This window comes from Streptomyces alfalfae, from assembly GCF_004127445.1.
Classification (GTDB): domain Bacteria; phylum Actinomycetota; class Actinomycetes; order Streptomycetales; family Streptomycetaceae; genus Streptomyces; species Streptomyces alfalfae.
On sequence record NZ_QEXM01000010.1, the window covers coordinates 62,527 to 85,645 of the forward strand.

Consider the following 23,119-nt stretch of genomic DNA (forward strand, 5'->3'; position numbering starts at 1 on the left):
AGGCGCGCTGATCAGGCCGGAGCCCGGGAGGGTGAACTCACGACGTGTCCATCGGCGTCGTCCTTGAGTGAAGGTGCTCGCCCGGCCGCCGACCTGCCCACTGCTCTTTGGTCGGCGCCACGCGGCACGAGCACCATTACAGTCACCCGCCCCCACCTCTGTCAACGCGCCCCCGGCCCGGCGCTTCTCGGACCTCCGGTCAGACCTCCGAGCGGTAGAGGCCGAACTCCGCGATCCGCACGCGCTGCCGTGCGCCCGTGACCCGCAGCCGCCAGGTCCGTGCCGTCACCGGAGCGTCCAGGGTGAGCACGCGGCTCGCGCCCACCGTCTCGACCTCGGTCACGGTGCGCCAGCCCCGCCCTTCGCGGACCTCGATGACCGCGTGCTCCAGCTGCTGGCCGTACCGGATGTCCTCGGCGAGGCGGAGGCGGTCGACCTCGCGGGCCCGGCCGAGGGTGACGGTGACCGTGCCGGCGTCGCGGTCGCGCCGCAGGGGTGAGCCGCGGGCGAGATCCTCGGGCAGTTCGCGCCGTATCCGCTCGCGGAACTCCCGCAGCCGGGCCACGTCCGCGTCCGGGAGCAGCCGCCTCCTGTCCGGCGGGACGTTGAGCAGCAGGACGGAGTTGCGTCCCACGGACCGGAACCAGATGTCCGTCAACTCATCAGCATCCTTGGGCTGTTGGTCCTCGTGGTAGAACCACCCCGGCCTGATGGACACGTCGCACTCGGCGGGCCACCACTGGAGGTACCGGGCGACGGAGCGCGCCTCGGCGAGCGCCTCGCGACTGCCCTGGTCGGGGGCGTCGTACTTCAGGGCGTAGTCGACGCTGCCGTTCCCCGAGTCCTTGACGGGGACGACGCTCCACTCGTTCTCGCGCGCCAGCCCGCCCTCGTTGCCGACCCACCGCACGTCGGGCCCGCGCACGGCGGCCGCGGCGTCCGGGGCGAGCGCCCTGATCAGGGTGTACCAGCTGTCCCAGTCGTACGTCTCCACCCCGTCCGGCGGGATGCGGCCCTGCGCCCCGGTGAACCAGACCTCGTCGACCGGGCCGTACTCGGTGAGCACCTCGTAGAGCTGATTGAGCATGTGGGCGCCCTAGTCGGTGGCGTCGAGCGTGAAGGTCCTCGGGGCGTCCGCCCGGTCGTCTCCGTCGACGAGGGTGGGGATGGTCCGCGCGGTGCGTGCGCTGCCGTTGGCGTAGACGCCGTGGAGGTACTGGTTCTCGTCGGCGGGCGAGATGTAGACGCCGACCTTGATGCCGTGTCGCCGCAGCGAGTCGGCGAAGAAGCGCAGCACGTCCCGGCGTCCGCCGCGCCAACCGCTGCTCGCCACCGAGTGCCTGGTGTGGCGCGAGGGGTACAGGACGAAGCCGTCGTGGTGCTTGACGGTGAGGACGGCGAGCCGGAAGCCGCGGTCGCGCAGGGCGCGCGCCCACTGGTCGGTGTCGAGGCCCTCGGGCCGGAAGAGGTCGGGGTCCTCGTCGCCGGTGCCCCATTCGAGGCCGGTGAAGGTGTTCACCCCGAAGTGCGGGAACGCGGTCTGCTCCAGCTTCTGCCAGGCGATCTGGCGGGGCGTGGGCCGCACTCTCGCGGCCTTGGCGACGAGCCTCCGAGGTGAGTCGCCGGGTCCGACGGGGATGCGGAACGACGGCTTCGGGGCCGCCCCGCGCGGGGCGCCGGGCGCGGCTCCGGCGGGCACACCGCCCAAGGCGACGGCGGCCGTACTGACGGCGGCGGCGATGAAGAGGCGTCTGCTGAGAGGCATACGGGGCACTCCCTGGGTTGGGTTCGCGCGCGGTCCCGAGGCGCCGCGCTCGCTACGCCGGGGTCAGCGTCCAGACGGTGGGCCTGCGTCGGTCGGCGGGGTACTGGACGATCCGTCCGTCCTCGGTGGCGTACGCCTCCGCGTGATCCCGTTGACCGGGCGGTGGCCCGTGCCGTCGCGCTCCACCTGCCACCGCTGGAGTCTGTTCCTCGCGTCGCAGATCTCCTCAGTGACGGCGCTGCCCGGTTGCAGCGGCACGTTGAGGGTGAGACTGCCGCTGCGGGTCTCCAGGCGCCTGCCGCTCGCGGCGGCCTTCAGGGGTGGCAGCCGTCCGCGGTGTTCCCTGCCGTGACGGCGGCGGCCCCGGTGCGGCCCCCGGTGTTCGCGCAGGGTGTACGCGTCCTCGGCGACCGGCGCCTGCGTCAGGTCGCGCCATCCCGGGGGAGCATGGCCCACGGCCTCGGCGCGCGCGGCGAACGCGGCGTACGTCGGGTCGGCGTGCGGGTCGCCCCAGGTGACCTGCGCGACGGCGGGGGCACGCGCCTTCGGCGGGCGTCCAGTCGGTGAGGGCGGGGACGGTGCGCGACGCCGCGGGCTGGGCGGCGTCGGCGGCGCCCGCGGCGGGGACCGGCGAGGCGAGCAGCGGCAGGGCCACGGCCGCGCCGATGCCTCTGGACAGGCGGCGGCCCCTAAGCGGGCGGGGGTGTCGGGGTGGCCGGGGCGCGGGGGACGAGCGCAGTTCGGTCATGACATCCGATGATTCAATCGCCCCATGAGGGCGTCAATGCATCAAGCTCCGTGAGTGTTTGGACTTTGCGCGCCGCTTCGGGCGACGGATCTGCCGACTCATCGGATGAATCCCGCCGGGCGCGCAGGCCAGGGCATACGAGGGGTATACGAGGTCCAGAGGCGACGCCACCGTACGAACGCCCGTGCCCCCGCCGTCGAGTGGCGGGGGCACGGGCGAAGCGGAGGAATCGGCGGTACCGGTGGTCCGCTCCCGGTCAGTCGATGCCGGGAAGGATGTGCGGCTCGGCGAGGTCGTCCTCATAGCCGGCGAGGCGGATGGGGGCCGCTTTGGCCCACGCCTCCAGGTTGCGGAGCTTGTGGGGCCTGCCGGCCCGCTCGCCGCCGCGTTCCGCCGGTCGCTTTTCCTGCTTCGTCAGATCTGGTGTCACCGCGCACTCCTTTGTGTCGCGTAACGGAAGGACAAGGGCGGTTCGGTCGCGGTGGCGCCGGTCGTCTGGCGGGACCGCGGCCGTTGGTCGCCGGCCTGTCCCCGGGGCGGCCGAGAGACGTTCGTGGATCTCCCGTGGCCACCCGCTCGCCCCCAGATTAACCAAATGAGCACGCCCGCGCTCGATGGACGCACGAAGCCGAGCAGAATGGCGAGCGGAATCCGGACAAGAACCCCTACAGCGACCCTCGGTCACGCCGTGACCCGCTCGCGGGGCGGCTGTCGCCGCGGAGGCGCGCCGAGGGGCTTCACCGGGGCGCTCGCGCCGGGGCGTGTTCACCCCGGGAGCGGCCCGAGGCCCATAAGGGACCGGTCCCGCGGTGGCTCGGCCACCGGAGTGAACGCCGGGGCCGAAACCCGTCGGCCCCGGCCCGGCCCCGCCTCACCCGGCGGCTACCACTTGCCGTTCGCGTAGTCCTTCAGGAAGACGCCGTAGACGTCCTCGCCCGCCTGACCGCGCACGATCGGGTCGTAGACGCGGGCCGCCCCGTCGATCAGGTCGAGCGGCGCGTGGAAGCCCTCCTCGGCGAGGCGCAGCTTGTCGTAGTGCGGACGCTCGTCGGTGATCCAGCCGGTGTCGACGGAGGTCATGAGGATGCCGTCGGTCTGGAACATCTCCTGGGCGCTGGTCCGCGTGACCATGTTCATCGCGGCCTTGGCGGCGTTGGTGTTCGGGTGGCCCGCGCCCTTGTAGCCGCGGCCGAAGACGCCCTCCATGGCGGAGACGTTCACGACGTAGGCCCGGCCGCTCTCGGCCTTCTTCGCGGCGTCGGCCATGGCCGGGCGCAACGCGCTGATCAGGATGAACGGCGAGGTGTAGTTGCACAGTTGGGTCTCGAGGAGCTCCACGGGGGAGATCTGCTCGATGGTCTGCACCCAGGTGTTGCTGTCGACGACGTCGGGGACGAGGCCGCCCGCGTCGATGGCGGTGCCGTCGAGGTGCCTGGCGATGCTGGCGTTGCCCGCCACGAGGGCGAGGTCGGCGACCTTCTGCGCGTCCAGGCCGCTGGTGCCGACGGGCAGCGCGCTCAGACCGTCCACCGCTCCGGAGTTGAAGGCGCCGATCACCAAGTGGGCGGGCAGCTCGCCCGCGGGCAGCGGCGCGCTCTCGCCGTCGACCAGGGCGGCGTAGGCGGAGGGGAGGCGGCGCACCGTCTGCGTGGCGTTGTTGATCAGGATGTCGAGGGGGCCCGCCTCCGCTGTCCGCTCGGCGAGGGCCACGGCCTGCGCCGGGTCGCGCAGGTCGATGCCGACGACCTCCAGGCGGTGCATCCACTGCGCCGAGTCGTCCATCGCCTTGAAGCGGCGGATGGCGTCCTTGGGGAACCGCGTCGTGATGGTCGTGTGGGCGCCGTCACGCAGGAGGCGCAGCGCGATGTGCATGCCGATCTTGGCGCGGCCGCCGGTGAGCAGGGCGCGCTTGCCGGTCAGGTCGGTGCGGGCCTCGCGCTTGGTCCGGTTCAGAAGGGCGCATTCCGGACAGAGCTGGTGGTAGAAGTAGTCGACTTCCACATAGCGCGTCTTGCAGGTGTAGCAGGAGCGCGGGCGCTGGAGTATCCCCGCGAACCTGCCCTCCTCGGTCCGCGAGGAGGGCAGCAGTCCCACGGTCTCGTCGTCGATGCGCTCGGCGGAACCGGTGGCCGTGGCCTCGGTGACCGCCTTGTCGTGGGCGGTCTTGGCGGCGCGGCGCTCCTGGCGGCGGCGCTGCTTCACGGTGCGGTAGATCCCGGCCGTGGCGCGCCGCACCCGGATCGCGTCGGGGTGGTCGACGTCGAGACGGTCCAGTTCGTCGAGGACGCTGAGGCAGACGGCGAGACGGTCGGGGTCGATGCCGGGCCCGTACTCACCGTTCTCGACGGAGCCCCCCTGGCTTTCGTCTGTCACCGTCATCGCCGCTGTCCTCATGTCATCCCGTGCCGCGGCGCCTCTGGTGGTCCGCGGTAGCTCCAAAAGCCCAACTTTACGTAGCGGCGGCCCCGGTCTCCAAACCCGCGTCCCGCGCGCACACCGCCACCGGCTCCGCCGGCTCCTCCCGCAGACCGCGCGCGAGGAGGTCCAGGTCGGGCACGGCGGTGGCGTCGGCGAGCAGGCCGTAGTGCACGCGCCCCCGGTAGGACCGCCACGGCGAGCGACTGGCCCCTGGCGAGCGGCGCCAGGGGGTGGACCTCGGTCAGCGGGCGGCCCGAGCCGCTGCCCGGCGCCGGGCAGCGGGACACTGGTGACGAGGATGTCGAAGAGCAGCCGCGCGGCCTGGGCCACGGCGGGCCCTCCGACGCGGTGGCCGATGGACGGCACGTGCTCGGCGAGCAGGGCGGCGGCCCCCGCGCCGCGCTCGTCCCCGCCTCCTTGTTCCTGTCCATGGCGGTGCGCACCTCCCGCGGCCTGGCCAGCGGGTCCTCGTGGCCGACCGGCAGCCGGACCAGATAGCCGCAGAGGCGGCTGGGCGGTGCGGGGGGCGCCGCAGGGCCCCGGCGGCCACGGCGATCAGCACGTCGCTGACGGCGCCGCCCACGGCCTTGCGCACCCGGTGGACGTCGTCGAGGAGGGCCCCGGCGGTGGCGTGCCCAGCGATTACGGCCAAGTACGATCCGGCTACGCTGCGTTAACGGCACGTGAAGACCCGCCCTCCTGGGGAGGGCGGGCCTCAAGTGACGCGTGTGGTGCGTCAGCGAACTGTCTGACGCGTCACATCCGCACGCGCTGCCCGCCCGCTCGGGGAGGAGCGGGCCGGCCGGAGGACGGTCCCGCCGGTGGCTCCGACGACACCGCCCTGCCGATGGCTCACGAGCCGGCGCAGCCCGGCACCGTCTCCTGGGACGCGTCGCGGATCAGCGCCTCGTGCGCCGCCTTCACCCGTTCCACGTCGGGCTTGACGACCTTGCGGTCGTAGGTGAGCAGGCCGTTCAGCTCGCCCTCCACATCGGAGATCTGGGTGTAGACGGCGCCGTTGCCGCCCTTGCAGGCGAGCGCGCGCACCTCCCCCAGCTTCTTGAGGTAGTCCTCCGTGTACGTCGCCGGGTCCACGTCGACGTAGGACTGCTGGACCGACCACGCGTGGCCGGGCACCGCGAGACCGAGGCCGCCGTACTCCCCCGCCACCAGGGCGCGCTTGCCGTCGGGGTGCGGTGGCAGCGCGGGGCTCGGGTAGCCGTGCTCGTCCATGATGTCGCCGGCGCCGCCGTCACGGCCGAGGTTGAGGCCCGACTGGCCGTTGATCAGCCGGGTCGGGTCCCAGGACTTGGCCTGGTCGGCGAGCCGCCCCTCGTCGTACTGGCCCCAGCCCTCGTTGAGGGTGACCCACATGATGACCGACGGGTGGTTGTAGTGCTGGTCGATCATCGTCTTCATCTCGCGCTCGAACGTGGCGCGGGCGGCGGCGGACGGGTTGACGCCGGCCGTCATGGCGGGCATGTCCTGCCAGACGAGCAGGCCCAGCTTGTCGGCCCAGTAGAACCAGCGGTCGGGCTCGACCTTGATGTGCTTGCGCACGGAGTTGAAGCCCATCTCCTTGTGCATCTTCAGGTCGTACGCGAGGGCCTCGTCGCTCGGCGCGGTGTGCAGCCCGTCGGGCCAGAAGCCCTGGTCGAGCGTGGCCATCAGGAAGACGGGCTTGCCGTTGAGCATGGTGCGCGGCGTGCCGTCCACCTTCTCCACGGAGACCGAGCGCATGCCGAAGTAGCTGCTCACCCGGTCCTTGCCGACGCGCACCTCCAGGTCGTACAGGAAGGGGTCGTCGGGCGACCACAGGCGCGGCTTCGCGATCTTCAGGGTGAGCGGTTCACCGGTGCGCCCGCGCACCTCGGCGACCTTGCGCTTGCCCTCGTACGCCGTGGCCGTGACGGGCACGCCGTCGCGGACGCCCTTGGCCTCCGCGCGCACCGTCCGGTCCTCGACGTCCGGCGTGATCTTGAGGGAGTCGGCGTGGTCGGCGGCGACCGGCTCCATCCACACCGTCTGCCAGATGCCGGAGGACGGGGTGTACCAGATGCCGCTGGGGTCCAGGCGCTGCTTGCCGAGCGGCGGGTTCTCGCCGCCCTTGGCGTCGGTCGGATCGTAGACGCCGACGATCAGCTCCTGGGTGCGGCCGGGCCTCAGCGCGTCGGTGATGTCGGCGCTGAACTTGTCGTAGCCGCCCTGGTGTTCGGTGACCTTCTCGCCGTTGACGTACACCTCGGACTGCCAGTCGACGGCGCCGAAGTTGAGCTTCAGCCGCTTGCCCTCGCCGGCGCGCCAGTTCTTCGGGACGGTGAAGGTGCGGCGGTACCACATGCGGTCCTCGTGCCGCTCGAGGCCGGAGAGCTGGGACTCCACCGGGTACGGGACGAGGATCTTCTCCTTGAGGCGCTTGCCGACGGGTGGCTGCTCGCCCTTCTCGGCCGCCTGGAACTGCCAGTCGCCGTTCAGGTTCCGCCAGTCGTCGCGCTTGAGCTGCGGGCGCGGGTACTCGCGGTGGGCGTTGCCCGGCGTGACCTTGTCGGCCCACTTGGTGCGCAGCTCGTAGGTGGAGAGGTTCTTGCCGCTGCTCCAGAACGCGGCGACCTCCTCGCCGTCGTGGCCCTTGAGTCCGCCCTTGCCGTCGTAGCGCAGGTCGGCGGTGCCTCGGGCGTTGCCCTCCTTGTTGCCGACGACGGGTTCCTTGAGCGTGATCAGCAGGGCCCTGGGGTCCTTCGGGTCGGCCTTCGCGCCGCTCAGCGGCCACTTGGCGCCGCCGATGACCGCCTCGACGTGCTTCTCGAACCCGGCCGGCACGGCGGCGATGCGCTGGGCGAAGGCGAGCTTGAGGGTGCGGCCGTCGGCGAGGACCGTGGCGTCGGTGGCGCCGTTGTAGTCGAAGCCGTCGGGGAGGCGGAACGCGGAGCGCGGGATGGCCTTCTTGGCGCCGCCCGGCTCGGTCCAGCGCAGGTGCAGGTTGGAGCCTCCGTAGTGCTCGAAGTACTCCACCTTGATGTCGTAGGCCTTGCCCGCGGTCAGCTCGACCGGCGCGCCGGTCTGCTCCTTGTCCCAGTCGTCGACCCAGTGGTCGATGACCTGCTTGCCGTCGACCCAGAGCCGGAAGCCGTTGTCCCCGATGATCGAGAACGTGTGGGCGCCGCTCTTGGCGGGGACGACCTTGCCGGTCCAGCGCACCGTCGCGTCGTCCGCCTTGCCGGTGGCGAAGGCGAGGCGCGGGTCGAGGTTGTCGAAGTCGATGTCGGCGTCGAAGCCCGTGGCCTTGAGCTCGTGGAAGTCGAAGGCGCCGGGGGCGGACTGGGTGTAGTACTCGCCCTTGAGGCCGTGGACTTCCCCGGGCTCGTCGGCCGCGGTCGCCGCGGGCACCGCGCTGAGTCCCGCGAAGGCGAGGGCGACGGTGAGCAGCAGGGCCAGTCGGTGCCGGACGCCTCGGGGGCGCGGGGGTCGTGAGAGTCGATGTCTGTCGCGTCGGGGGCGCACTGATCCTCCTTGTCGAGGAAGGGTGGCGGCTCGTCACTGCAGTCGGTACAACGAATCTGTACAACGTTAGAAACAACGGCAGTTGGCATGACAGCACGGCTTCCGCCGCGCTGTCCAGGGTCACGACGAACGCCCCGGTGAACGGGGGGCGACCGGACGCAGGGAGATGTAGGTGCGGGTGAGCCTCAAGGACGTCGCGGAACACGCGGGCGTCTCGATCAAGACCGTCTCGAACGTGGTGAACAAGTACCAGCACGTCACCCCGGCGATGCGGGCACGGGTGCAGCGGTCCATCGACGAGCTGGGCTACCGGCCCAATCTGACCGCCCGTCACCTGCGGAAAGGGCGTACGGGCATCATCGCCCTCGCCGTGCCCGAACTCGGCAACCCCTACTTCGCCGAGCTGGCGGGCGCCGTCATCGACGCGGCGGCCGAGCACGACATCACCGTGCTGCTCGACCACACGCGCGGCGAACGCGAGCAGGAGATCCTGGTCAGCCAGGGCTTCCGGGCGCGGGTGATCGACGGCCTGATCCTCAGCCCGCTGGAGCTGGAGGCGGAGGACCTGCGCCGGCGCGACGACGACGTGCCGCTGGTCCTGCTCGGCGAGCGCGAGTACGACCTGCCGCACGACCACATCGCGATCGACAACGTCGCCGCGGCCCGTACGGCGGTGCGCCATCTGATCAGCAGGGGCCGCGCCAGCATCGCCTACCTCGGCGCCCGCACCGACTCCGCCAACCGCCCCGCCCACCTGCGCCTCAAGGGCTGGCGCGAGGAGCTGACCGCGGCCGGGATCGCCGCCCCCGACTCCCTGGTGGGGCCGGTCGGCGGCTGGAACCGCTGGGACGGGGCCAAGGCCATGGCCCGGATGCTGGACGCCGGCGTGCGGCCCGACGCCGTGTTCGCCTACAACGACCTGGTGGCGATCGGCGCCATGCGGGTCCTGCACGAGCGTGGCCTGCGGGTTCCGTGGGACGTGGCGGTGGTCGGTTTCGACGACATCGCCGAGGGGCAGTTCGGGGCGGTCACCCTCACCACCATCTCGCCGGACAAGCAGGCCATCGCGCGGCTCGCGGTGGAGTCGCTCCTGCGCAGCCTGGCGGGTGGCGCGGAGCCCGGCGGACGTGCGCTGACCGCGCGGTTCCGGCTGGTGGAGCGGGAGAGCACGCTCGGCCGGCGGTGAGGCCGCGCCGTCCCGCTCCGGTCGGCGGGGAGGAGCGCCGCGTGCGGGGAGGGTTTACAGCCACCTTCCAACGATGTAAAAAGCTCCCCGTACCGCCGAGTTGACCGCAAGTGCCGATCCTCCCGTGAGCGCTTCGAGTGCCGGGGCCGTGCCGTTTTGGGGACTCCCATGAAGTCGAGAACTCTGCTCCGCCGTACCTCAGCCAGGACCCTTCTTGCCGTCGGCCTCGCGGCGAGCCTCACCTTCGCCGCCGGCTGCGCCAAGTCCGAGGACGACGCGTCCGGCAGCGGTGAGGCCGCTTCCGGGAAGGGCGACTCGGGCCAGGTGGTCGCCGGGGGAGACGGCGGCGCGACCTGCGCGATCGACGCGTACGGCGGCAAGAAGTTCGACCTGAAGACGGCGACGGTCGGCTTCTCCCAGTCCGAGAAGGAGGCCAACCCCTTCCGCATCGCGGAGACGGCCTCCATCAAGGCGGAGGCCGAGAAGCGCGGCGTCAGACTCCTCACCGCCAACGCCCAGTCGCAGTTCTCCAAGCAGATCAGCGACGTGCAGGACCTGATCGCCAAGGGCGCGGACGCGCTGGTCATCGCGCCCCTGAACTCCGACGGCTGGGAGCCCGTCCTGCGCGCGGCGAGCGCCAGGCACATCCCGATCGTCACCGTCGACCGCAAGATCAACGCCAAGGCCTGCGAGGACTACGTGAGCTTCATCGGCTCCGACTTCGTCGAGCAGGGCAGGCGCGCCGCGGACCGGATGATCGAGGCGACCGGCGGCAAGGGCGAGATCGCGATCCTGCTCGGGACGGCGGGCAACAACGTCACCACCGAGCGCACCAAGGGCTTCAAGGAGCGCATCGAGGAGAAGGCCCCCGGCCTGAAGGTCGTCTTCCAGCAGACGGGCGAGTTCTCGCGCGAGAAGGGCCAGCAGGTCACCGAGCAGCTCATCCAGTCCAAGCCCGGCATCACCGGGATCTACGCCGAGAACGACGAGATGGGCCTCGGCGCCGTCAACGCGCTCAAGGGCGCGGGCAAGAAGGCCGGTGACATCAAGATCGTGACGATCGACGGCACCAAGGGCGCGGTGCGGTCCATCGTGAGCGGCTGGATCGACGGCGTCATCGAGTCCAACCCGCGCTTCGGCCCGCTGGCCTTCTCCACCCTGGACTCCTTCACCCGGGGCGAGAAGGTGAAGCAGGACATCGTGATCAAGGACAGCGCGTACACCGGGAAGAACGCCGAAGCCGACCTCTCCCAGGCCTACTGACGTGCTCTCGGTGACCGGCCTGACCAAGTCCTTCCCCGGCGTCCGCGCTCTGGACGCCGTCGACTTCACCGCCCGCGCCGGTGAGGTGCACGCCCTGATCGGCGAGAACGGCGCGGGCAAGTCCACGCTCATCAAGGTCCTGACGGGCGTCTACCGGCCGGACGCCGGCGAGGTGGCGTACGCGGAGCGGCCCGCGCGCTTCGCCACCCCCCTGGAGGCCCAGGACGCGGGGATCTCCACGATCTACCAGGAGGTCAACCTCGTCCCCCTGATGAGCGTGGCCCGCAATCTCCTCCTCGGCCGCGAGCCGCGCAACCGGCTCGGCCTGATCGACTTCCGCCGCATGCACCGCGAGGCCGACGAGGCGCTGCGGGACCTCGGCGTCCGTGTCGACGTGCGCCGCCCCTTGCGCGAACTCGGCGTCGGTGCCCAGCAGATGGTGGCGCTCGCACGCGCGGTCTCGGTCAACGCGCGCGTGGTCATCATGGACGAGCCGACGTCCTCGCTCGAACCCCGCGAGGTGCGGACCCTGTTCGGCGTGATCCGCATGCTCCGTGAGCGCGGCATCGCGGTGATCTACGTCAGCCACCGCCTGGACGAGCTGTACGCGGTGTGCGACGCCGTCACGGTGCTCCGCGACGGCAAGGTCGTGCACACGGGACCCCTCGCCGACCTCGACCGGCTGCGCCTGGTGGCCCTGATGCTCGGCCGGGAGATCGGGGAGGTGGCCGACGAGGGCGTCACCAAGTTCACCGGCGAGCACCACGCCGAGTCCGAACCGGTGCTCCGCGCCGAGCGGCTGTCCGTCCGCCACCGGCTCAGCGGGGTCTCGCTCGACATCCGCCCGGGCGAGGTGGTGGGCCTCGGCGGACTGCTCGGCTCGGGCCGCAGCGAGACGGCCAAGGCCATCGCGGGCGCCCTGCCGCCCGACTCGGGCCGCGTCACCGTGGCGGGCACGTCCGTGCGCACCGGGTCCACGCCCGCGGCCATCAGGGCGGGGATCAGCCTCCTGCCCGAGGACCGCAAGGCGGAGGGCGTCGTCCCCGGCCTCTCGGTGCGCGAGAACATCGCGCTCGCGGCGCTGCCCCGGCTGTCCCGGCTCGGCCTGGTCGACGATTCCCGTGTCGACGCCATCGTGGACACGTTCATGCGGCGGCTGCGCATCAAGGCGTCGGGCCCGCACCAGAAGGTGGGCGAGCTGTCCGGCGGCAACCAGCAGAAGGTCCTGCTCGCCCGCTGGCTGGCGATGAACCCCAAGGTCCTCCTGCTCGACGAGCCGACGCGCGGCATCGACGTCGGGGCCAAGGCGGAGGTGCAGAAGCTCATCGACGAACTGGCGCAGGACGGCCTCGGCGTCCTGCTGATCTCCTCCGACATGGAGGAGCTGGTCGAGGGCTCGGACCGGGTGGTCGTCCTCAAGGACGGCGCGGTCGTCGAGGAGCTCACCGGCTCCGCCGTGACCCCGGACGCCCTCCTGAGCGCCATCGCGACCACGGGTGGCCCGGCCGGCGCCGAAGCCGGTGCGGCCGGTGGACCCGCCGCTCCGCAGCACCTCCGGGAGACGTCATGACCGATCTCGCCCTGGGCCGCCCGGCGGCCGACCGCGACCACGTGCTCCGCCTGCTTCAGACCTACGGCGTCTACCTGGGCGTGGCCGTACTCCTCCTCGTCAACATCCTCTTCACCCCGCACTTCCTCTCCGGCGAGAACTTCCGCACCCAGGCCGTGCAGGTCGCTCCCGTCCTCATCGTGGCGCTCGGCATGGCCCTGGCCATCGGCAGCGAGGGCGTGGACCTCTCCGTGGGCTCGGTAATGGCCCTCTCCACCTCCCTGATCTCCCTCTACCTCGGCTACGGCGTGTGGGTCGCGCTCGTCGTGGCCGTGCTCGGCGGCATGGCGGTCGGCGCGGCGAACGGCTCGCTCGTGGCGTTCATCGGCGTCCAGCCCATCGTGGCCACCCTGGCCCTGATGGTCGCCGGGCGCGGTCTGGCCCTCGTCCTGCTGCCCCAGCTCAAGGACGTACGCGACCCGAACATGGCCTCGCTCGGCTCCGGGGCGCTGCTCGGCATCCCGTATCCGGTGCTCATCGCCGCCGCGCTCGCGCTGCTCGTCGCGTTCGTCGTGCGGCGCACCACCTTCGGCAGGCAGCTCCTCGCCATCGGCGACAGCCGCCCGGCCGCACAGCTCGCGGGTCTGCCGGTGCGCCGCGTCCTGGTCCTCGTGTACGTGGCCTCCGGCGCGCTCGCCGCGATCGCCGGGCTGCTCGCGACCGCGCGGCTCTCGGCGAGCGACCCGACCTCGCTCGGCAATCTGATGGAGCTCTCCGCGATCACCGCCGTCGTGGTCGGCGGCACCCCGCTGAGCGGCGGCCGCGTCAGGATCGGCGGCACCGTCGCGGGCGCGGTCCTGATCCAGCTCCTCACGGCCACGCTCATCAAGCACGACCTGCCACCGTCCTGGACGCAGATCGCCCAGGCCGTGGTGATCGTCCTCGCCGTCTACGCGGCCCGCGAGAGGAGCAAGCGATGACCACCGGCACCACGAGCCCGGCGGACCCCGTGCGGACCCCGGCCCACCCCGGCGCGGACGCCCCGACGCCGGACCGCGCCGCCCGCTCCGAGCGGCTGAGCGCGCTGGCCCAGCAGCACGGCGCGCTCGTGACGCTGGTCGTCGCGGTGATCGTCGCCTCGCTGTCCTTCGACACGTTCCTGACGGCCGACAACATGGAGAACATGGCGGTCTCCTCCGCGTTCCTCGCGGTGGTCGCGCTCGGCATGACGTTCGTGATCGTCACCGGCGGCATCGACCTGTCGGTGGGCTCCCTGTTCGCCCTCGGCGGCGTGCTCGCGGCCTGGGGCTCGCGGTACGGAACGGCCGTGGCGCTGCTCCTGCCCCTGGCGGTCTGCGGCCTCGTCGGGCTGGTCAACGGCCTGCTGATCGCCCGCTCGCGGCTCGCGCCCTTCATCGTCACCCTCGCCGCGATGCTGGGGGCGCGCGGCATCATGCTCGCGGTCACCGACGAGGGCTCGAAGACCTACCTCGTCGACAAGGACACCTTCTTCGCGACGCTCGGCCAAGGCAAGATCCTCGGCATCGGCGCCCCCGTCTGGATCACCGTCGCCCTCTTCGTCGCGGGCGCGGTCGTCCTGCGCCGCACCCGCTTCGGGCAGTACGTGTACGCCGTCGGCGGCAACGAGGACGCGGCGGCGCTGATGGGCGCCCCCGTGGCCCGTACGAAGATCGCGGTGTACACGCTCTCGGGCCTCTGCGCGGGGCTCGCGGGCGCCCTCAACGCGGCCTGGCTGGTCTCCGGGGTGACCATCCTCGGCTCCGGCATGGAGCTGGAGGCGATCTCCGCGGTCGTCATCGGCGGCACCCTGCTGACCGGCGGCTTCGGCTTCATCAGCGGGTCGCTGGTGGGGGTGCTGCTCCTGAAGGTCATCCAGAACGTCATCAACCAGATCGGCTCGCTGGACTCCGCATACCAGCAGGTGGTCAGCGGCGCCTTCCTCGCGGTGGTGGTGATCGCCCAGACGTGGCTGGGCCGCAGGCGCAGGGTGCTGTGAGGCCCGCGCGCGGGGTCTGTCACATCGGCACGGTCTGCCCCTTCCCCAGGGCGATCACTCCGCCGGCGGAGACCGTGTAGAGCTCCTCGTCCCGCTCGGGGTTGACGCCGATCGTCGCCCCGGGCGGGACGTCGACGTTCTTGTCGAGGACAGCGCCGCGGACCACCGCGCCCCTTCCCACCCGTACGTTGTCGTGCAGCACGGAGTTCTGCACGACGGCGCCCTCCTCGACGGTCACACCGGGCGACAGCACGGAGCGGGTGACCTGGCCGCGGATCACACAGCCGGGGCTGACGATCGACTCGCCGGCGATGCCGCCCGCGCAGAACTTGGCGGGCGGCAGACCGCCGGGGTGGGTGTAGATCGGCCAGCGCCGGTTGTCCAGGTTGAAGACGGGCTGGTCGGAGATCAGGTCCATGTGGGCCTCGTAGTACGAGTCCAGGGTGCCGACGTCACGCCAGTATCCGTGGTCGCGCGGGGTCTCGCCGGGGACGTGGTTGTCGTCGAAGTCGTAGACCTGGGCCATGCCCCTCTCGGTGAGCATCGGCAGGATGGAACCGCCCATGTCGTGCGCGGAGTCCTCGTTCTCCGCGTCCTGCTGGAGCGTGTCGACGAGCACCTTCGTGGTGAAGACGTAGTTGCCCATCGACGCGAACACCTTGTCCGGGGCGCCGGGCAGCCCCGGCGGGTCGGAGGGCTTCTCCAGGAAGCTGTCCACGCGCGTGCCGTCCCGGGCGGGCGTGATGACGCCGAACGACGGCGCCTCCGCGCGCGGCACCCTGATGCCCGCGACGGTCACCGCGGCGCCGTTGTCGATGTGCTGCTGGAGCATCTGCCGGGGGTCCATGCGGTAGACGTGGTCGGCGCCGAACACCGCGATGTAGTCGGGCTGTTCGTCGTGGACGAGGTTGAGCGACTGCAGGATGGCGTCGGCGCTCCCCGAGTACCAGCGCGGGCCGAGGCGCTGCTGCGCGGGCACGGGCGTGACGTAGTTGCCGAGCAGGCTCGACATGCGCCACGTCGTCGTCACGTGCCGGTCGAGCGAGTGCGACTTGTACTGCGTCAGGACGCAGACGCGCAGGATGTCGCCGTTGACGAGGTTGGAGAGCACGAAGTCCACGAGGCGGTACGTCCCGCCGAACACGACCGCTGGTTTGGCCCGGTCGGCGGTGAGCGGCATCAGCCGCTTGCCCTCGCCGCCGGCGAGCACGATTCCGAGCACCGAAGGTCCACCGCGCATCCCGGCCTCCTACTTTTCGGCTATCTGGCGTCGTGCAGGATCTCCTCGTACACCTCGACCGTGCGCCGGGCGACCGCGTCCCAGCCGAACTCCCGCAGGGCGCGCTCCCGTCCTGCCTCCCCCATCGCGCGGGCCCGCACCGGGTCGGTGGCGAGGGCGTTCACCAGCTGCCCGAGCTCGCGCTCGAAGCCCTGGGGGTCCTTCTCCTCGTACGGCACGAGCAGGCCCGTGGCTCCGTCGGCCACGACCTCGGGGATGCCGCCGACCCGTGAGGCGACCACGGCGGTGCCGCAGGCCATCGCCTCCAGGTTGACGATGCCGAGCGGCTCGTACACCGAGGGGCAGACGAACACGGCCGCGTGGGTGAGGAGTTGCACGACGTCGGGGCGCGGCAGCATCTCGGGAATCCACCGCACGCCCGCGCGGCCACGGCTCAGCTCCTCGAACAGCTCCCGGAACTCCGCGTCGATCCGCGGAGTGTCGGGCGCGCCCGCGCACAGCACGAGCTGCACGTCCGGGTCCACCTCGTGCGCCGCGCGCAGCAGATGGGGCACGCCCTTCTGCCGGGTGATGCGTCCGACGAAGAGGGCGTAGGGGCGTCCGGGGTCGACGCCGAGCCGTTCCAGGACGTCGACGCCGGGGTCGGGGCGGTACAGCTCGGTGTCGATGCCGTTGTGCACGACGCGGACCTTCGCCGGGTCGACGGCCGGATAGCAGGCCAGGATGTCGTCGCGCATGGCGCCCGACACCGCGATCACCGCGTCGGCGGCTTCGGCTGCGGTGCGCTCGGCCCAGCTCGACACGGCGTACCCGCCGCCCAGTTGCTCGGCCTTCCAGGGGCGCAGGGGCTCCAGGGAGTGCGAGGTCATCACGTGCGGCACGCCGTGCAGGAGCTTGCCGACGTGGCCCGCGAGGGCGGCGTACCAGGTGTGGGAGTGGATCAGTTCGCGCCCGGTGAGCGCGGCGGCCATCGACAGGTCGACGGAGAGGGTGCGCAGGGCGTCGTTGGCGCCGTCGAGCGCGGGCCAGGCCCGGTGGCGCAGCAGACCGGTGTCCCCGCCCTCGCCCCAGCTGTGCACGTCCAGGTCGACGAGCGCGCGTAACTCCCGTGCCAGGAACTCCACATGGACACCCGCGCCGCCGTACACGTCGGGCGGGTACTCCCGGGTGAGCAGTCCCACCTTCACGTGAAGCCCTCCGTCGTCCGCCTGGGGCCGGCCGCGCCCCCTCATGGTCACCCAGACGACGCCCGGTGGGAAGACCGCGACGGCGGGCGTTCGAAGCAGCAGTCACCGCAGACGCCGCCGTTCGGGCACCGGTAGTACAGGCAGCAGCTCCGCCGCCGGAAGGCGGCGCCGTCCACAGTGCCGGTGCCGCGCAGACCGGGGTGGCCGAAAAGCTCCGCGGCCATGGCGAGGCCCCGCTCCCCCACGTCCTCGCGCCCCTCGCGCACGGCCCAGGCGTGCAGCTCGCGCGCCGCGCCCGCGAGCGCGGAACCCGCGTTGCCCCGCAGCAGCCCCGCGGAGATCCGGTACCGGGCGCGCAGCGCGGCGGCCAGCGGCTCCAGGTGCCCGTCGGCCACCACGCGCCGCACGGTCCGAGCGCCGCCTGGCAGGGGGCGTACGTCGGTCAGCCACAGGTCGTCGGGCGAGGCGCCGTCGGGGTCCCAGCGCAGCAGGGCGGCATCGAGGTCGGGCACCGCGCCGTACAGCGCCGCCGAGCCGAGCGCGACCGACCAGAGCCGGGCGGCGAGCCCGAGCTGCGCCACGGACACCGCCACGCGCACCTCGGGGGCGCGAAGCCCGCGCTCCACCTTGCCGACGCGGAGGCCGAGCGGATCACGGGCCGCCGGAGGCGGAGCGTACACGTCCGCGAACGGTACGGAGCCGGGGCCGCCCGGGCCCTCGCGCAGCGCGAAGAATCCGCCGACGGAGCCGAGTTCTGCCAGGTCGATGAGGGGAGTCACGACAGCAGTACAGCAAGGCCGGCGGCCACCGGGTCCTCGGGGGTCCACCTCGGCCCGCGGGGACCGGCCCCCCTGGGGGAGGACATCGGCGGGGCAGTACTCCATCGGCAGTAGGACCGATTGCCTGCTCAGGTACGACGACGCGGAGCGTTTTCAGCGGCAGCATGGACACCATGGAAGCCGACCGCTCGCCCCGCCGGGACCACCGGGATCACCGGGCACGCCGCACGCGCGGGAGCACCTCATGAGTGCCCTCGCGCTGTCCGTGGTGCTCTCCCTCGTCTCCGCCGTCGCCTACGCTGGCGGGGCGATCCTCCAGGAGCGCGTGGCCGCCACCACGCCGGACCGGCGGTACGCGCCGCTGCGCCGCGCCTCCTGGTGGGCGGCGATCGCGCTGAACGGCCTGGGCGCGCTCCTGCACGTCGTCGCGCTCGCGTACGGCCCGCTCAGCCTGGTCCAGCCGCTCGGCGCCCTCACCATCGTGTTCGCCCTGCCGATGGCGGCCGTGTTCGTGCGCCGGAAGGCCGGCGCCACCGCCTGGCGCGGCGCGATCATGGCGACGGTGGGGCTCGCCGGGCTGCTCTCGCTCACCTCGGCGTCCGGATCGACGTCCCTGGACGGCGCCGAGCGCGTCATGCTCGCCCTCGCGACGGGCGGCGGCGTCCTCGCCCTGACGGTCGCGGCGCACGCGGCCCACCGGCACCCCGTGGTGCGCAGCGTGCTGCTCGCCTGCGCGGCGGGCGCGGCGTTCGGCATCGCCTCGGTGTTCACCAAGACGGTGGCGGTGGACATGGACCGGGGCGTGGCGCTCCTCCAGCAGCTCCCGAGCCTCGGCGTCATCGCGGGCCTCGCGGCGGCCGGGGTGCTGATCTCGCAGGCCTCCTACCGGGGCGCGGGCCTCGCGGCGCCCCTCTCGACGGTGACCGTGGTGAACCCGGTGGTCGCGGCGGCCGTCGGCCTGACCTTGTTCGAAGAAACCTTCCGCTACGGCGCCGTGGGCACGGCTCTCGCGCTGGGCTGCGGCGTCGTGGCCGCCGGTGGGCTGATCCTCCTCACCACGGAGCGGCTCGCGCGGGAGGCGGCTTCGGGGGCGGAGGGCTCGACGGTCCTCGAGGCGCTGGCGGCGCCTGCTGTGGCGGTGCCGGAAGGCTTGGCCGCGCCTGCCGCCGTGACGGTGCCCGAGGCGCTGGCGACGCCTGCTGTGGCGGGGCCTGACGCTCTGGCGGCGCCTGGCGCTGCGGCGGTGTCCGGGGCCGGGCAGCTCGTGGCGGCCTCGGGGAAGGCGGCCGTGCGCCCGCCGAAGCCCGTGCCCCCGGTGGACGCGGCGCTGCCGGGCCCGCCCCTGCCCGCACTGCCCTCCCAGCTCACCGTGGCCGCGCTCGGGCACCGCGGGGTGCGGCACCGGCAGCCGCGGCGGTCGCGGGAGCCGATCGGGTCCTGACGCCCCCCTGTCGCGGCCCGGGGTTCCGCCCGGCCGCAGGGGGGCGCGCCGACGTCTCAGATGCGGACGCCGCGGGCCCGCAGATAGGCGAGCGGATCGATGTCGGAGCCGAAGCCGGGCCCCGTCCGGATCTCGAAGTGCAGGTGGGGCCCCGTGCTGTTGCCCGTGGAGCCGGAGCGGGCGATGCGCTGTCCCGCGCCGACCTTCTGCCCGGCCTTCACGGAGAGCGCCGAGAGGTGCCCGTACTGGCTGTACTTGCCGTCGGCGTGCCGTACGACGACCTGGTAGCCGTAGCTCCCGCCCCAACCCGCGGAGACGACCGTGCCCGCGGCGACGGACTTCACGGAGGTGCCGGTGGGCACGGCGAAGTCCACGCCGGTGTGGTAGCCCTTCGACCAGGAACCGCCCGCCGCGCGGTAGGGCGTGCTCGGCGAGGCGGCGACGGGGGCGGAGGCCGCGGACTGCTGGCTGCGGGGGGCGGAGGCCTTGGCGGACCGCGCCTGCTCACGCTTCTTCTCGGCGGCCTTCTTCTCGGCCGCCTCGCGCTCGGCGGCCTTCCGCTCGGCGGCCTTCTGGCGGGCCTGTTCCTCGGCGCGCTCCTGACCGCGATCGCCGTCCCGCTGCTTCGTGCGGTCCTCGACCCGCTCCTTCGCGCGCTCCTTGGCCCGCTGTCCGGCCTTGCCGGGCTGCCGGGGGACGCGTGGGCCATCGCCGCGCACGGAGAGCCGCTGGCCGGGGGTGATCAGATCCGGGTCGCCGCCGATGACGCGCCGGTTGGTGTCGTAGAGCTGCCGCCAGCCGCCCCGCACCGCGCGCTCGTCGGCGATCCCGGAGAGGGTGTCGCCGCGCACCACGGTGTACATCTCGGCGGTGCCTGCGGCGGACTGCGGGGTCACCTCGGGCTTGACGTCCTTGACGTCGCGCTTGGCGGGCGCGGACTTCGCCGAGGGCTTGGCCGGGGTGCGGGCGGGGTCCACGTCGGGCGAGGGGCCGCCCCTGGTGAGACCGGCCTTCACCGAACACACGGGCCAGGCGCCGGGGCCCTGCGCGTCCAGGACCTTCTCGGCCACGGCGATCTGCTGGGCCTTGGTGGCGCGGTCGGCGCGCGGGGCGTAGGCGGTGCCGCCGTACGCCTCCCAGGTGGACTGCTTGAACTGCAGCCCACCGTAGAAGCCGTTGCCGCTGTTGATGCTCCAGTTGTTGGTGGACTCGCAGGCCGCCACCTTGTTCCAGGTGTCGAGGTCGGCCGCGTGTCCGGTGCCCGCGACGGTCAGGGGCAGCGCCATGCCCGCACCGCCGGCGGTGACGGTGAGCGAGGCACGGTTGATGCGGTTGGGCTGGTACCGGCGGTGCCGACCTCGTACGGCCATGGGGGGCTCCCTAGACACACGTCATCACGGATTGCGCACAACAGACACACGACAAGCCCGCAAGCTAGCCGGTCGGGCGGACCCGTGACAAGGGCGTGACGGAAAGGGAGCGTTGGCCGATCAGCTCCTCAAATAACCCTGGAGCCACCGCAGTTGCACGGCCTGCTGGTAGGGGCCGCCGCCCTCGTGATCGTTGAAGGAGTACACCTCCATCGAACGCTCGCTGCCCGCGTACACGTTGTGCGCCGCGAACACCGTGGAGGGCGGGCAGGTCTGGTCCTCCAGGGCGGCGGAGAAGAGGGCGGGCGCCCGGCCGCGGGCGGCGAAGTGCACGCAGTCGAAGTAGGACAGGGTCTGGAAGACGCGCTCCTGTCCGCCCCTGCGCGCCTTCAGATACAGCGCGATCTCCTGGTAGGGCAGCCGGTCGGTGAGCGTGGTGGCGCGCGGGAAGTCGCACAGGAACGGCACGTCGGCCGCGACGGCGGCCAGATCGGGCACGAGCCCGCCGACCGCGAGGGCGAGGCCACCGCCCTGGCTGACGCCGAGCGCGGCGACGCGGGACGCGTCCACGAGCGGATGGGACCGCACGGCCTCGACGGCGCGGACGGCGTCGACGTACAGACGCCGGTAGTAGTACTCGTGCGGGTCCTCGATGCCGCGCGTCATGAACCCGGGGTGCGCGGGCGCGCTGCCCACGGGGTCCGGGGTGTCGCCCTGGGCCCATCCGGCGCTGCCCTGCCCCCGGGTGTCCATCACGAAGTGCGCGTAGCCCGCGGTGGCCCACAGGAGGTGCATGTGCGGCAGCCCGCGTCCGCCGCCGTAGCCGATGTACTCGACGACGGCGGGCAGCGGCTCCCCCGGCTCGGCGCCCGCCGGGACGACCAGCCACCCCTTGACGGGATGCCCGCCGAACCCCGCGTACGTGACGTCGAGGACCCGCACCCCGGTCAGCGGCAGCGACACCTCGTCGAACCGCGCGTCCAGCTCGTGCTGCCGCGCTTCGTGCAGCGTCTTCTCCCAGAACGCGCCGAAGTCGTCGGGCTCGACCGACCGGGAACGGTAGCTGCGCAGCTCATCGAGCGGCAGATCGAACTGGGGCACGGGCGGCTCCTCCTCCATACACGGGAACACGGCACACGACACGGGTGCCGGAGGGCCACGCTATGCGGTTCGTCCCCGCTTGGGGAGGGCGTGTCGGCCCGGCTGCCGGGGCACACGCCTGGTCGGGGCGGGGCACGGTGGCCCCGCCCCTGATGTCTTTCCCCGTCTTTCCCGATGTCTACGTCGATGCCGTCCCGACGTCAGGAGAGCGGCCCCGGCTGGGGCTGCGGCTCCGGGCTCGGCGGCTCGGGCACCGGGGAGGGTGAGGGCCCCGGGGCGGGCCGCGGCTCGGGGCTCGGCACGGGGTCCGGGAAGGGGCGCTCCGGCTCGGGCAGCGGCTTGGGCGGCCCGGGGGTGGGCGGAGCGGGCTCCGGGAACGGTTGTGTCATTGCGATCCTCCAGCCAGTGGTTCGTCGGCTCCTCCCCCGCGTACCCGACGCCTTCGTCCCCAAGCCTCGCACCGTTCGCCGCGCCCCGCTCCTCCGGCTACGCCTCCGGCGCGGCCACGGGGCTTCTCAGGACCGTGCGGCGAACGTCACGAACCTCGACCATTCCTCGCGGCCGACGGCGAGATGCGGTCGCGTGACGTCAGCGGAGTCCCTTACGCAGATGGCCTGTTCGGTGACGGCGACCTCGACGCAGTTGTCACCGGCCGTGCCGCTGTAACTGGACTTGAACCAGGTCAGACGCACGCTGCTCATAGTTCTCCTCTGATCCGCTCCAGCAGGCCCACAGAGTCAGGAGAGGTGAGAGCCTGTGCGCGGAGTGTCGCATATCTCCGGTGGAGAACGGCAGCCTGCTTCACATCGGTGATCAACCGGCCGCTCTCCTGCCCTTCGGAGTAGGCCAGGGCCCTGCCCTCCGGGGTCTCCAGCAGCGCGAGCGGTCCGTCCAGCCCGGCATGGGACGTGGTCCGGGTCGGCATGATCTGAACCGATACATTGCGGAGCCGCGCAAGGCCCACGATGTGGTCCAACTGATCGCGCAGCACCCGCTCCCCGCCGAGGGGACGCTGCACGACGCACTCCTCCACCACGAAGCTGAAGCAGGTGTTGGGCAGTTCCCCGATGAGGCTCTGCCGTTCCATCCGCGCTCCGACCTGCGTCTCCATCTGCTCATCCGACAAGGGCGGGATACGGGTCTCGAAAACCGCCCGTGCGTACCCCTCCGTCTGCAACAGCCCCGGCACGAGGCGGCACTCGTAAGTGCCGAGGCTCACCGCGGCCCGCTCCAGCCTCGCCCACCGACGGAACCACGCCGCCAACCCCGCCTCGCCCCGCGTGAGATGCCTGGCGGCCTTGCGCAGCGCCCCCGTGTCGCCGAGCGCCTCCTCCGCCCGCTCCACGAAGGACTCGTCCGGCATCCGCCGCCCCAGTTCCACCGACTCGACGGTGTGCCTGGAGAACCGCACCCGCGCCCCGAACTCCACCCGGCTGAGCCCCGCGTGCTCGCGCAGGGCCTGGACGACCGCCCCGAAGGTGCGCAGGCTGTCGGACGGGTCCGGCTCGCGCTCCCAGTCGCAAGCCGTCACGTCACGGCTGTCCGGCATACGCG

The 23,119-nt window shown here is 72.4% G+C and carries 17 protein-coding genes and 2 pseudogenes; 6 read left to right on the top strand and 13 right to left on the bottom strand.

What is annotated here, in order from left to right; translation table 11 throughout:
* Positions 1 to 199 precede the first annotated feature (199 nt).
* The 5 genes and pseudogenes from DCW30_RS02695 to DCW30_RS02710 all read right to left on the bottom strand — a co-directional run bounded on the left by DCW30_RS02695 (position 200) and on the right by DCW30_RS02710 (position 8,432).
* Positions 200 to 1,765: pseudogene (locus DCW30_RS02695) on the bottom strand (alpha-L-fucosidase).
* Between the two features lie 1,004 nt (positions 1,766 to 2,769).
* Positions 2,770 to 2,943 carry a hypothetical protein gene (locus DCW30_RS36485; protein ID WP_162933544.1) on the bottom strand — a complete coding sequence of 58 codons (174 nt, stop codon included), beginning with the start codon at positions 2,941 to 2,943 and terminating at the stop codon, positions 2,770 to 2,772.
* Between the two features lie 452 nt (positions 2,944 to 3,395).
* Positions 3,396 to 4,892 (bottom strand): SDR family NAD(P)-dependent oxidoreductase, encoded by a 1,497-nt coding sequence (locus tag DCW30_RS02700; protein ID WP_076682916.1) that lies wholly within the window; start codon positions 4,890 to 4,892, stop codon positions 3,396 to 3,398.
* Between the two features lie 70 nt (positions 4,893 to 4,962).
* A pseudogene (locus tag DCW30_RS02705) lies at positions 4,963 to 5,559 on the bottom strand (WS/DGAT domain-containing protein); the annotation flags it as partial.
* Positions 5,560 to 5,783: 224 nt separating this feature from the next.
* Positions 5,784 to 8,432, bottom strand: a complete 2,649-nt coding sequence (locus DCW30_RS02710) for a glycoside hydrolase family 2 (protein WP_076682918.1) — start codon at positions 8,430 to 8,432, stop codon at positions 5,784 to 5,786.
* Between the two features lie 172 nt (positions 8,433 to 8,604).
* Between DCW30_RS02710 and DCW30_RS02715 the strand changes: the two genes are divergently transcribed.
* From DCW30_RS02715 to DCW30_RS02735, 5 genes are all read left to right on the top strand, one after another.
* Positions 8,605 to 9,618: a LacI family DNA-binding transcriptional regulator gene (locus DCW30_RS02715; RefSeq protein WP_076682920.1), complete on the top strand. Its 1,014-nt coding sequence runs from the start codon at positions 8,605 to 8,607 to the stop codon at positions 9,616 to 9,618.
* 168 nt (positions 9,619 to 9,786) lie between these two features.
* Positions 9,787 to 10,881: an ABC transporter substrate-binding protein gene (locus DCW30_RS02720; protein WP_076682922.1), complete on the top strand. Its 1,095-nt coding sequence runs from the start codon at positions 9,787 to 9,789 to the stop codon at positions 10,879 to 10,881.
* A gap of 1 nt (position 10,882) precedes the next feature.
* Positions 10,883 to 12,451: a sugar ABC transporter ATP-binding protein gene (locus DCW30_RS02725; protein WP_076682924.1), complete on the top strand. Its 1,569-nt coding sequence runs from the start codon at positions 10,883 to 10,885 to the stop codon at positions 12,449 to 12,451.
* Complete coding sequence (locus tag DCW30_RS02730) at positions 12,448 to 13,410, top strand: ABC transporter permease (RefSeq protein ID WP_076682926.1); 963 nt, start codon at positions 12,448 to 12,450, stop codon at positions 13,408 to 13,410. Before DCW30_RS02725 ends, DCW30_RS02730 begins: the two co-directional genes overlap by 4 nt.
* Positions 13,407 to 14,447, top strand: a complete 1,041-nt coding sequence (locus DCW30_RS02735) for an ABC transporter permease (protein WP_237283317.1) — start codon at positions 13,407 to 13,409, stop codon at positions 14,445 to 14,447. The genes DCW30_RS02730 and DCW30_RS02735 overlap by 4 nt, the downstream gene beginning before the upstream one ends.
* 19 nt (positions 14,448 to 14,466) lie before the next feature.
* Here the strand turns inward: DCW30_RS02735 and glgC are convergent, their stop codons facing one another.
* The 3 genes from glgC to DCW30_RS02750 are packed head-to-tail and all read right to left on the bottom strand — an operon-like array spanning position 14,467 to position 17,653.
* Positions 14,467 to 15,687 (bottom strand): glucose-1-phosphate adenylyltransferase, encoded by a 1,221-nt coding sequence (gene glgC / locus DCW30_RS02740; RefSeq protein WP_076682928.1) that lies wholly within the window; start codon positions 15,685 to 15,687, stop codon positions 14,467 to 14,469.
* A 20-nt stretch (positions 15,688 to 15,707) separates the two neighbouring features.
* Positions 15,708 to 16,874: a glycogen synthase gene (gene glgA, locus DCW30_RS02745; protein WP_076682930.1), complete on the bottom strand. Its 1,167-nt coding sequence runs from the start codon at positions 16,872 to 16,874 to the stop codon at positions 15,708 to 15,710.
* A gap of 47 nt (positions 16,875 to 16,921) precedes the next feature.
* A complete protein-coding gene (locus DCW30_RS02750; RefSeq protein WP_076688555.1) occupies positions 16,922 to 17,653 on the bottom strand; it encodes a (2Fe-2S)-binding protein in 732 nt (243 codons plus the stop codon).
* A 244-nt stretch (positions 17,654 to 17,897) separates the two neighbouring features.
* Here DCW30_RS02750 and DCW30_RS02755 point away from each other — a divergent pair, with 244 nt between their 5' ends.
* A complete protein-coding gene (locus tag DCW30_RS02755) occupies positions 17,898 to 19,094 on the top strand; it encodes a DMT family transporter (RefSeq protein WP_167552448.1) in 1,197 nt (398 codons plus the stop codon).
* Positions 19,095 to 19,150: 56 nt separating this feature from the next.
* Here the strand turns inward: DCW30_RS02755 and DCW30_RS02760 are convergent, their stop codons facing one another.
* The 5 genes from DCW30_RS02760 to DCW30_RS02780 all read right to left on the bottom strand — a co-directional run bounded on the left by DCW30_RS02760 (position 19,151) and on the right by DCW30_RS02780 (position 23,114).
* Positions 19,151 to 20,464 carry a transglycosylase family protein gene (locus DCW30_RS02760; protein ID WP_076682932.1) on the bottom strand — a complete coding sequence of 438 codons (1,314 nt, stop codon included), beginning with the start codon at positions 20,462 to 20,464 and terminating at the stop codon, positions 19,151 to 19,153.
* 120 nt (positions 20,465 to 20,584) lie between these two features.
* Positions 20,585 to 21,565 (bottom strand): acetylxylan esterase, encoded by a 981-nt coding sequence (locus DCW30_RS02765; RefSeq protein WP_103557353.1) that lies wholly within the window; start codon positions 21,563 to 21,565, stop codon positions 20,585 to 20,587.
* Between the two features lie 200 nt (positions 21,566 to 21,765).
* Positions 21,766 to 21,954, bottom strand: coding sequence for a hypothetical protein (locus tag DCW30_RS02770; RefSeq protein ID WP_076682934.1), 189 nt, complete (start codon positions 21,952 to 21,954; stop codon positions 21,766 to 21,768).
* 126 nt (positions 21,955 to 22,080) lie between these two features.
* Positions 22,081 to 22,266 carry a DUF397 domain-containing protein gene (locus DCW30_RS02775; RefSeq protein WP_062778047.1) on the bottom strand — a complete coding sequence of 62 codons (186 nt, stop codon included), beginning with the start codon at positions 22,264 to 22,266 and terminating at the stop codon, positions 22,081 to 22,083.
* A complete protein-coding gene (locus DCW30_RS02780; protein WP_076682936.1) occupies positions 22,263 to 23,114 on the bottom strand; it encodes a helix-turn-helix domain-containing protein in 852 nt (283 codons plus the stop codon). The genes DCW30_RS02775 and DCW30_RS02780 overlap by 4 nt, the downstream gene beginning before the upstream one ends.
* Between the last annotated feature and the right edge of the window lie 5 nt (positions 23,115 to 23,119).

Coding starts and splice junctions, on each gene's coding strand:
- DCW30_RS02700 (WP_076682916.1), bottom strand. CDS start 4,892: ATGACGGTGACAGACGAAAGCCAGGGGGGCTCCGTCGAGAACGGTGAG.
- DCW30_RS02720 (WP_076682922.1), top strand. CDS start 9,787: ATGAAGTCGAGAACTCTGCTCCGCCGTACCTCAGCCAGGACCCTTCTT.
- DCW30_RS02730 (WP_076682926.1), top strand. CDS start 12,448: ATGACCGATCTCGCCCTGGGCCGCCCGGCGGCCGACCGCGACCACGTG.
- DCW30_RS02735 (WP_237283317.1), top strand. CDS start 13,407: ATGACCACCGGCACCACGAGCCCGGCGGACCCCGTGCGGACCCCGGCC.
- glgC (WP_076682928.1), bottom strand. CDS start 15,687: ATGCGCGGTGGACCTTCGGTGCTCGGAATCGTGCTCGCCGGCGGCGAG.
- DCW30_RS02755 (WP_167552448.1), top strand. CDS start 17,898: ATGAGTGCCCTCGCGCTGTCCGTGGTGCTCTCCCTCGTCTCCGCCGTC.
- DCW30_RS02760 (WP_076682932.1), bottom strand. CDS start 20,464: ATGGCCGTACGAGGTCGGCACCGCCGGTACCAGCCCAACCGCATCAAC.
- DCW30_RS02770 (WP_076682934.1), bottom strand. CDS start 21,954: ATGACACAACCGTTCCCGGAGCCCGCTCCGCCCACCCCCGGGCCGCCC.
- DCW30_RS02775 (WP_062778047.1), bottom strand. CDS start 22,266: ATGAGCAGCGTGCGTCTGACCTGGTTCAAGTCCAGTTACAGCGGCACG.
- DCW30_RS02780 (WP_076682936.1), bottom strand. CDS start 23,114: ATGCCGGACAGCCGTGACGTGACGGCTTGCGACTGGGAGCGCGAGCCG.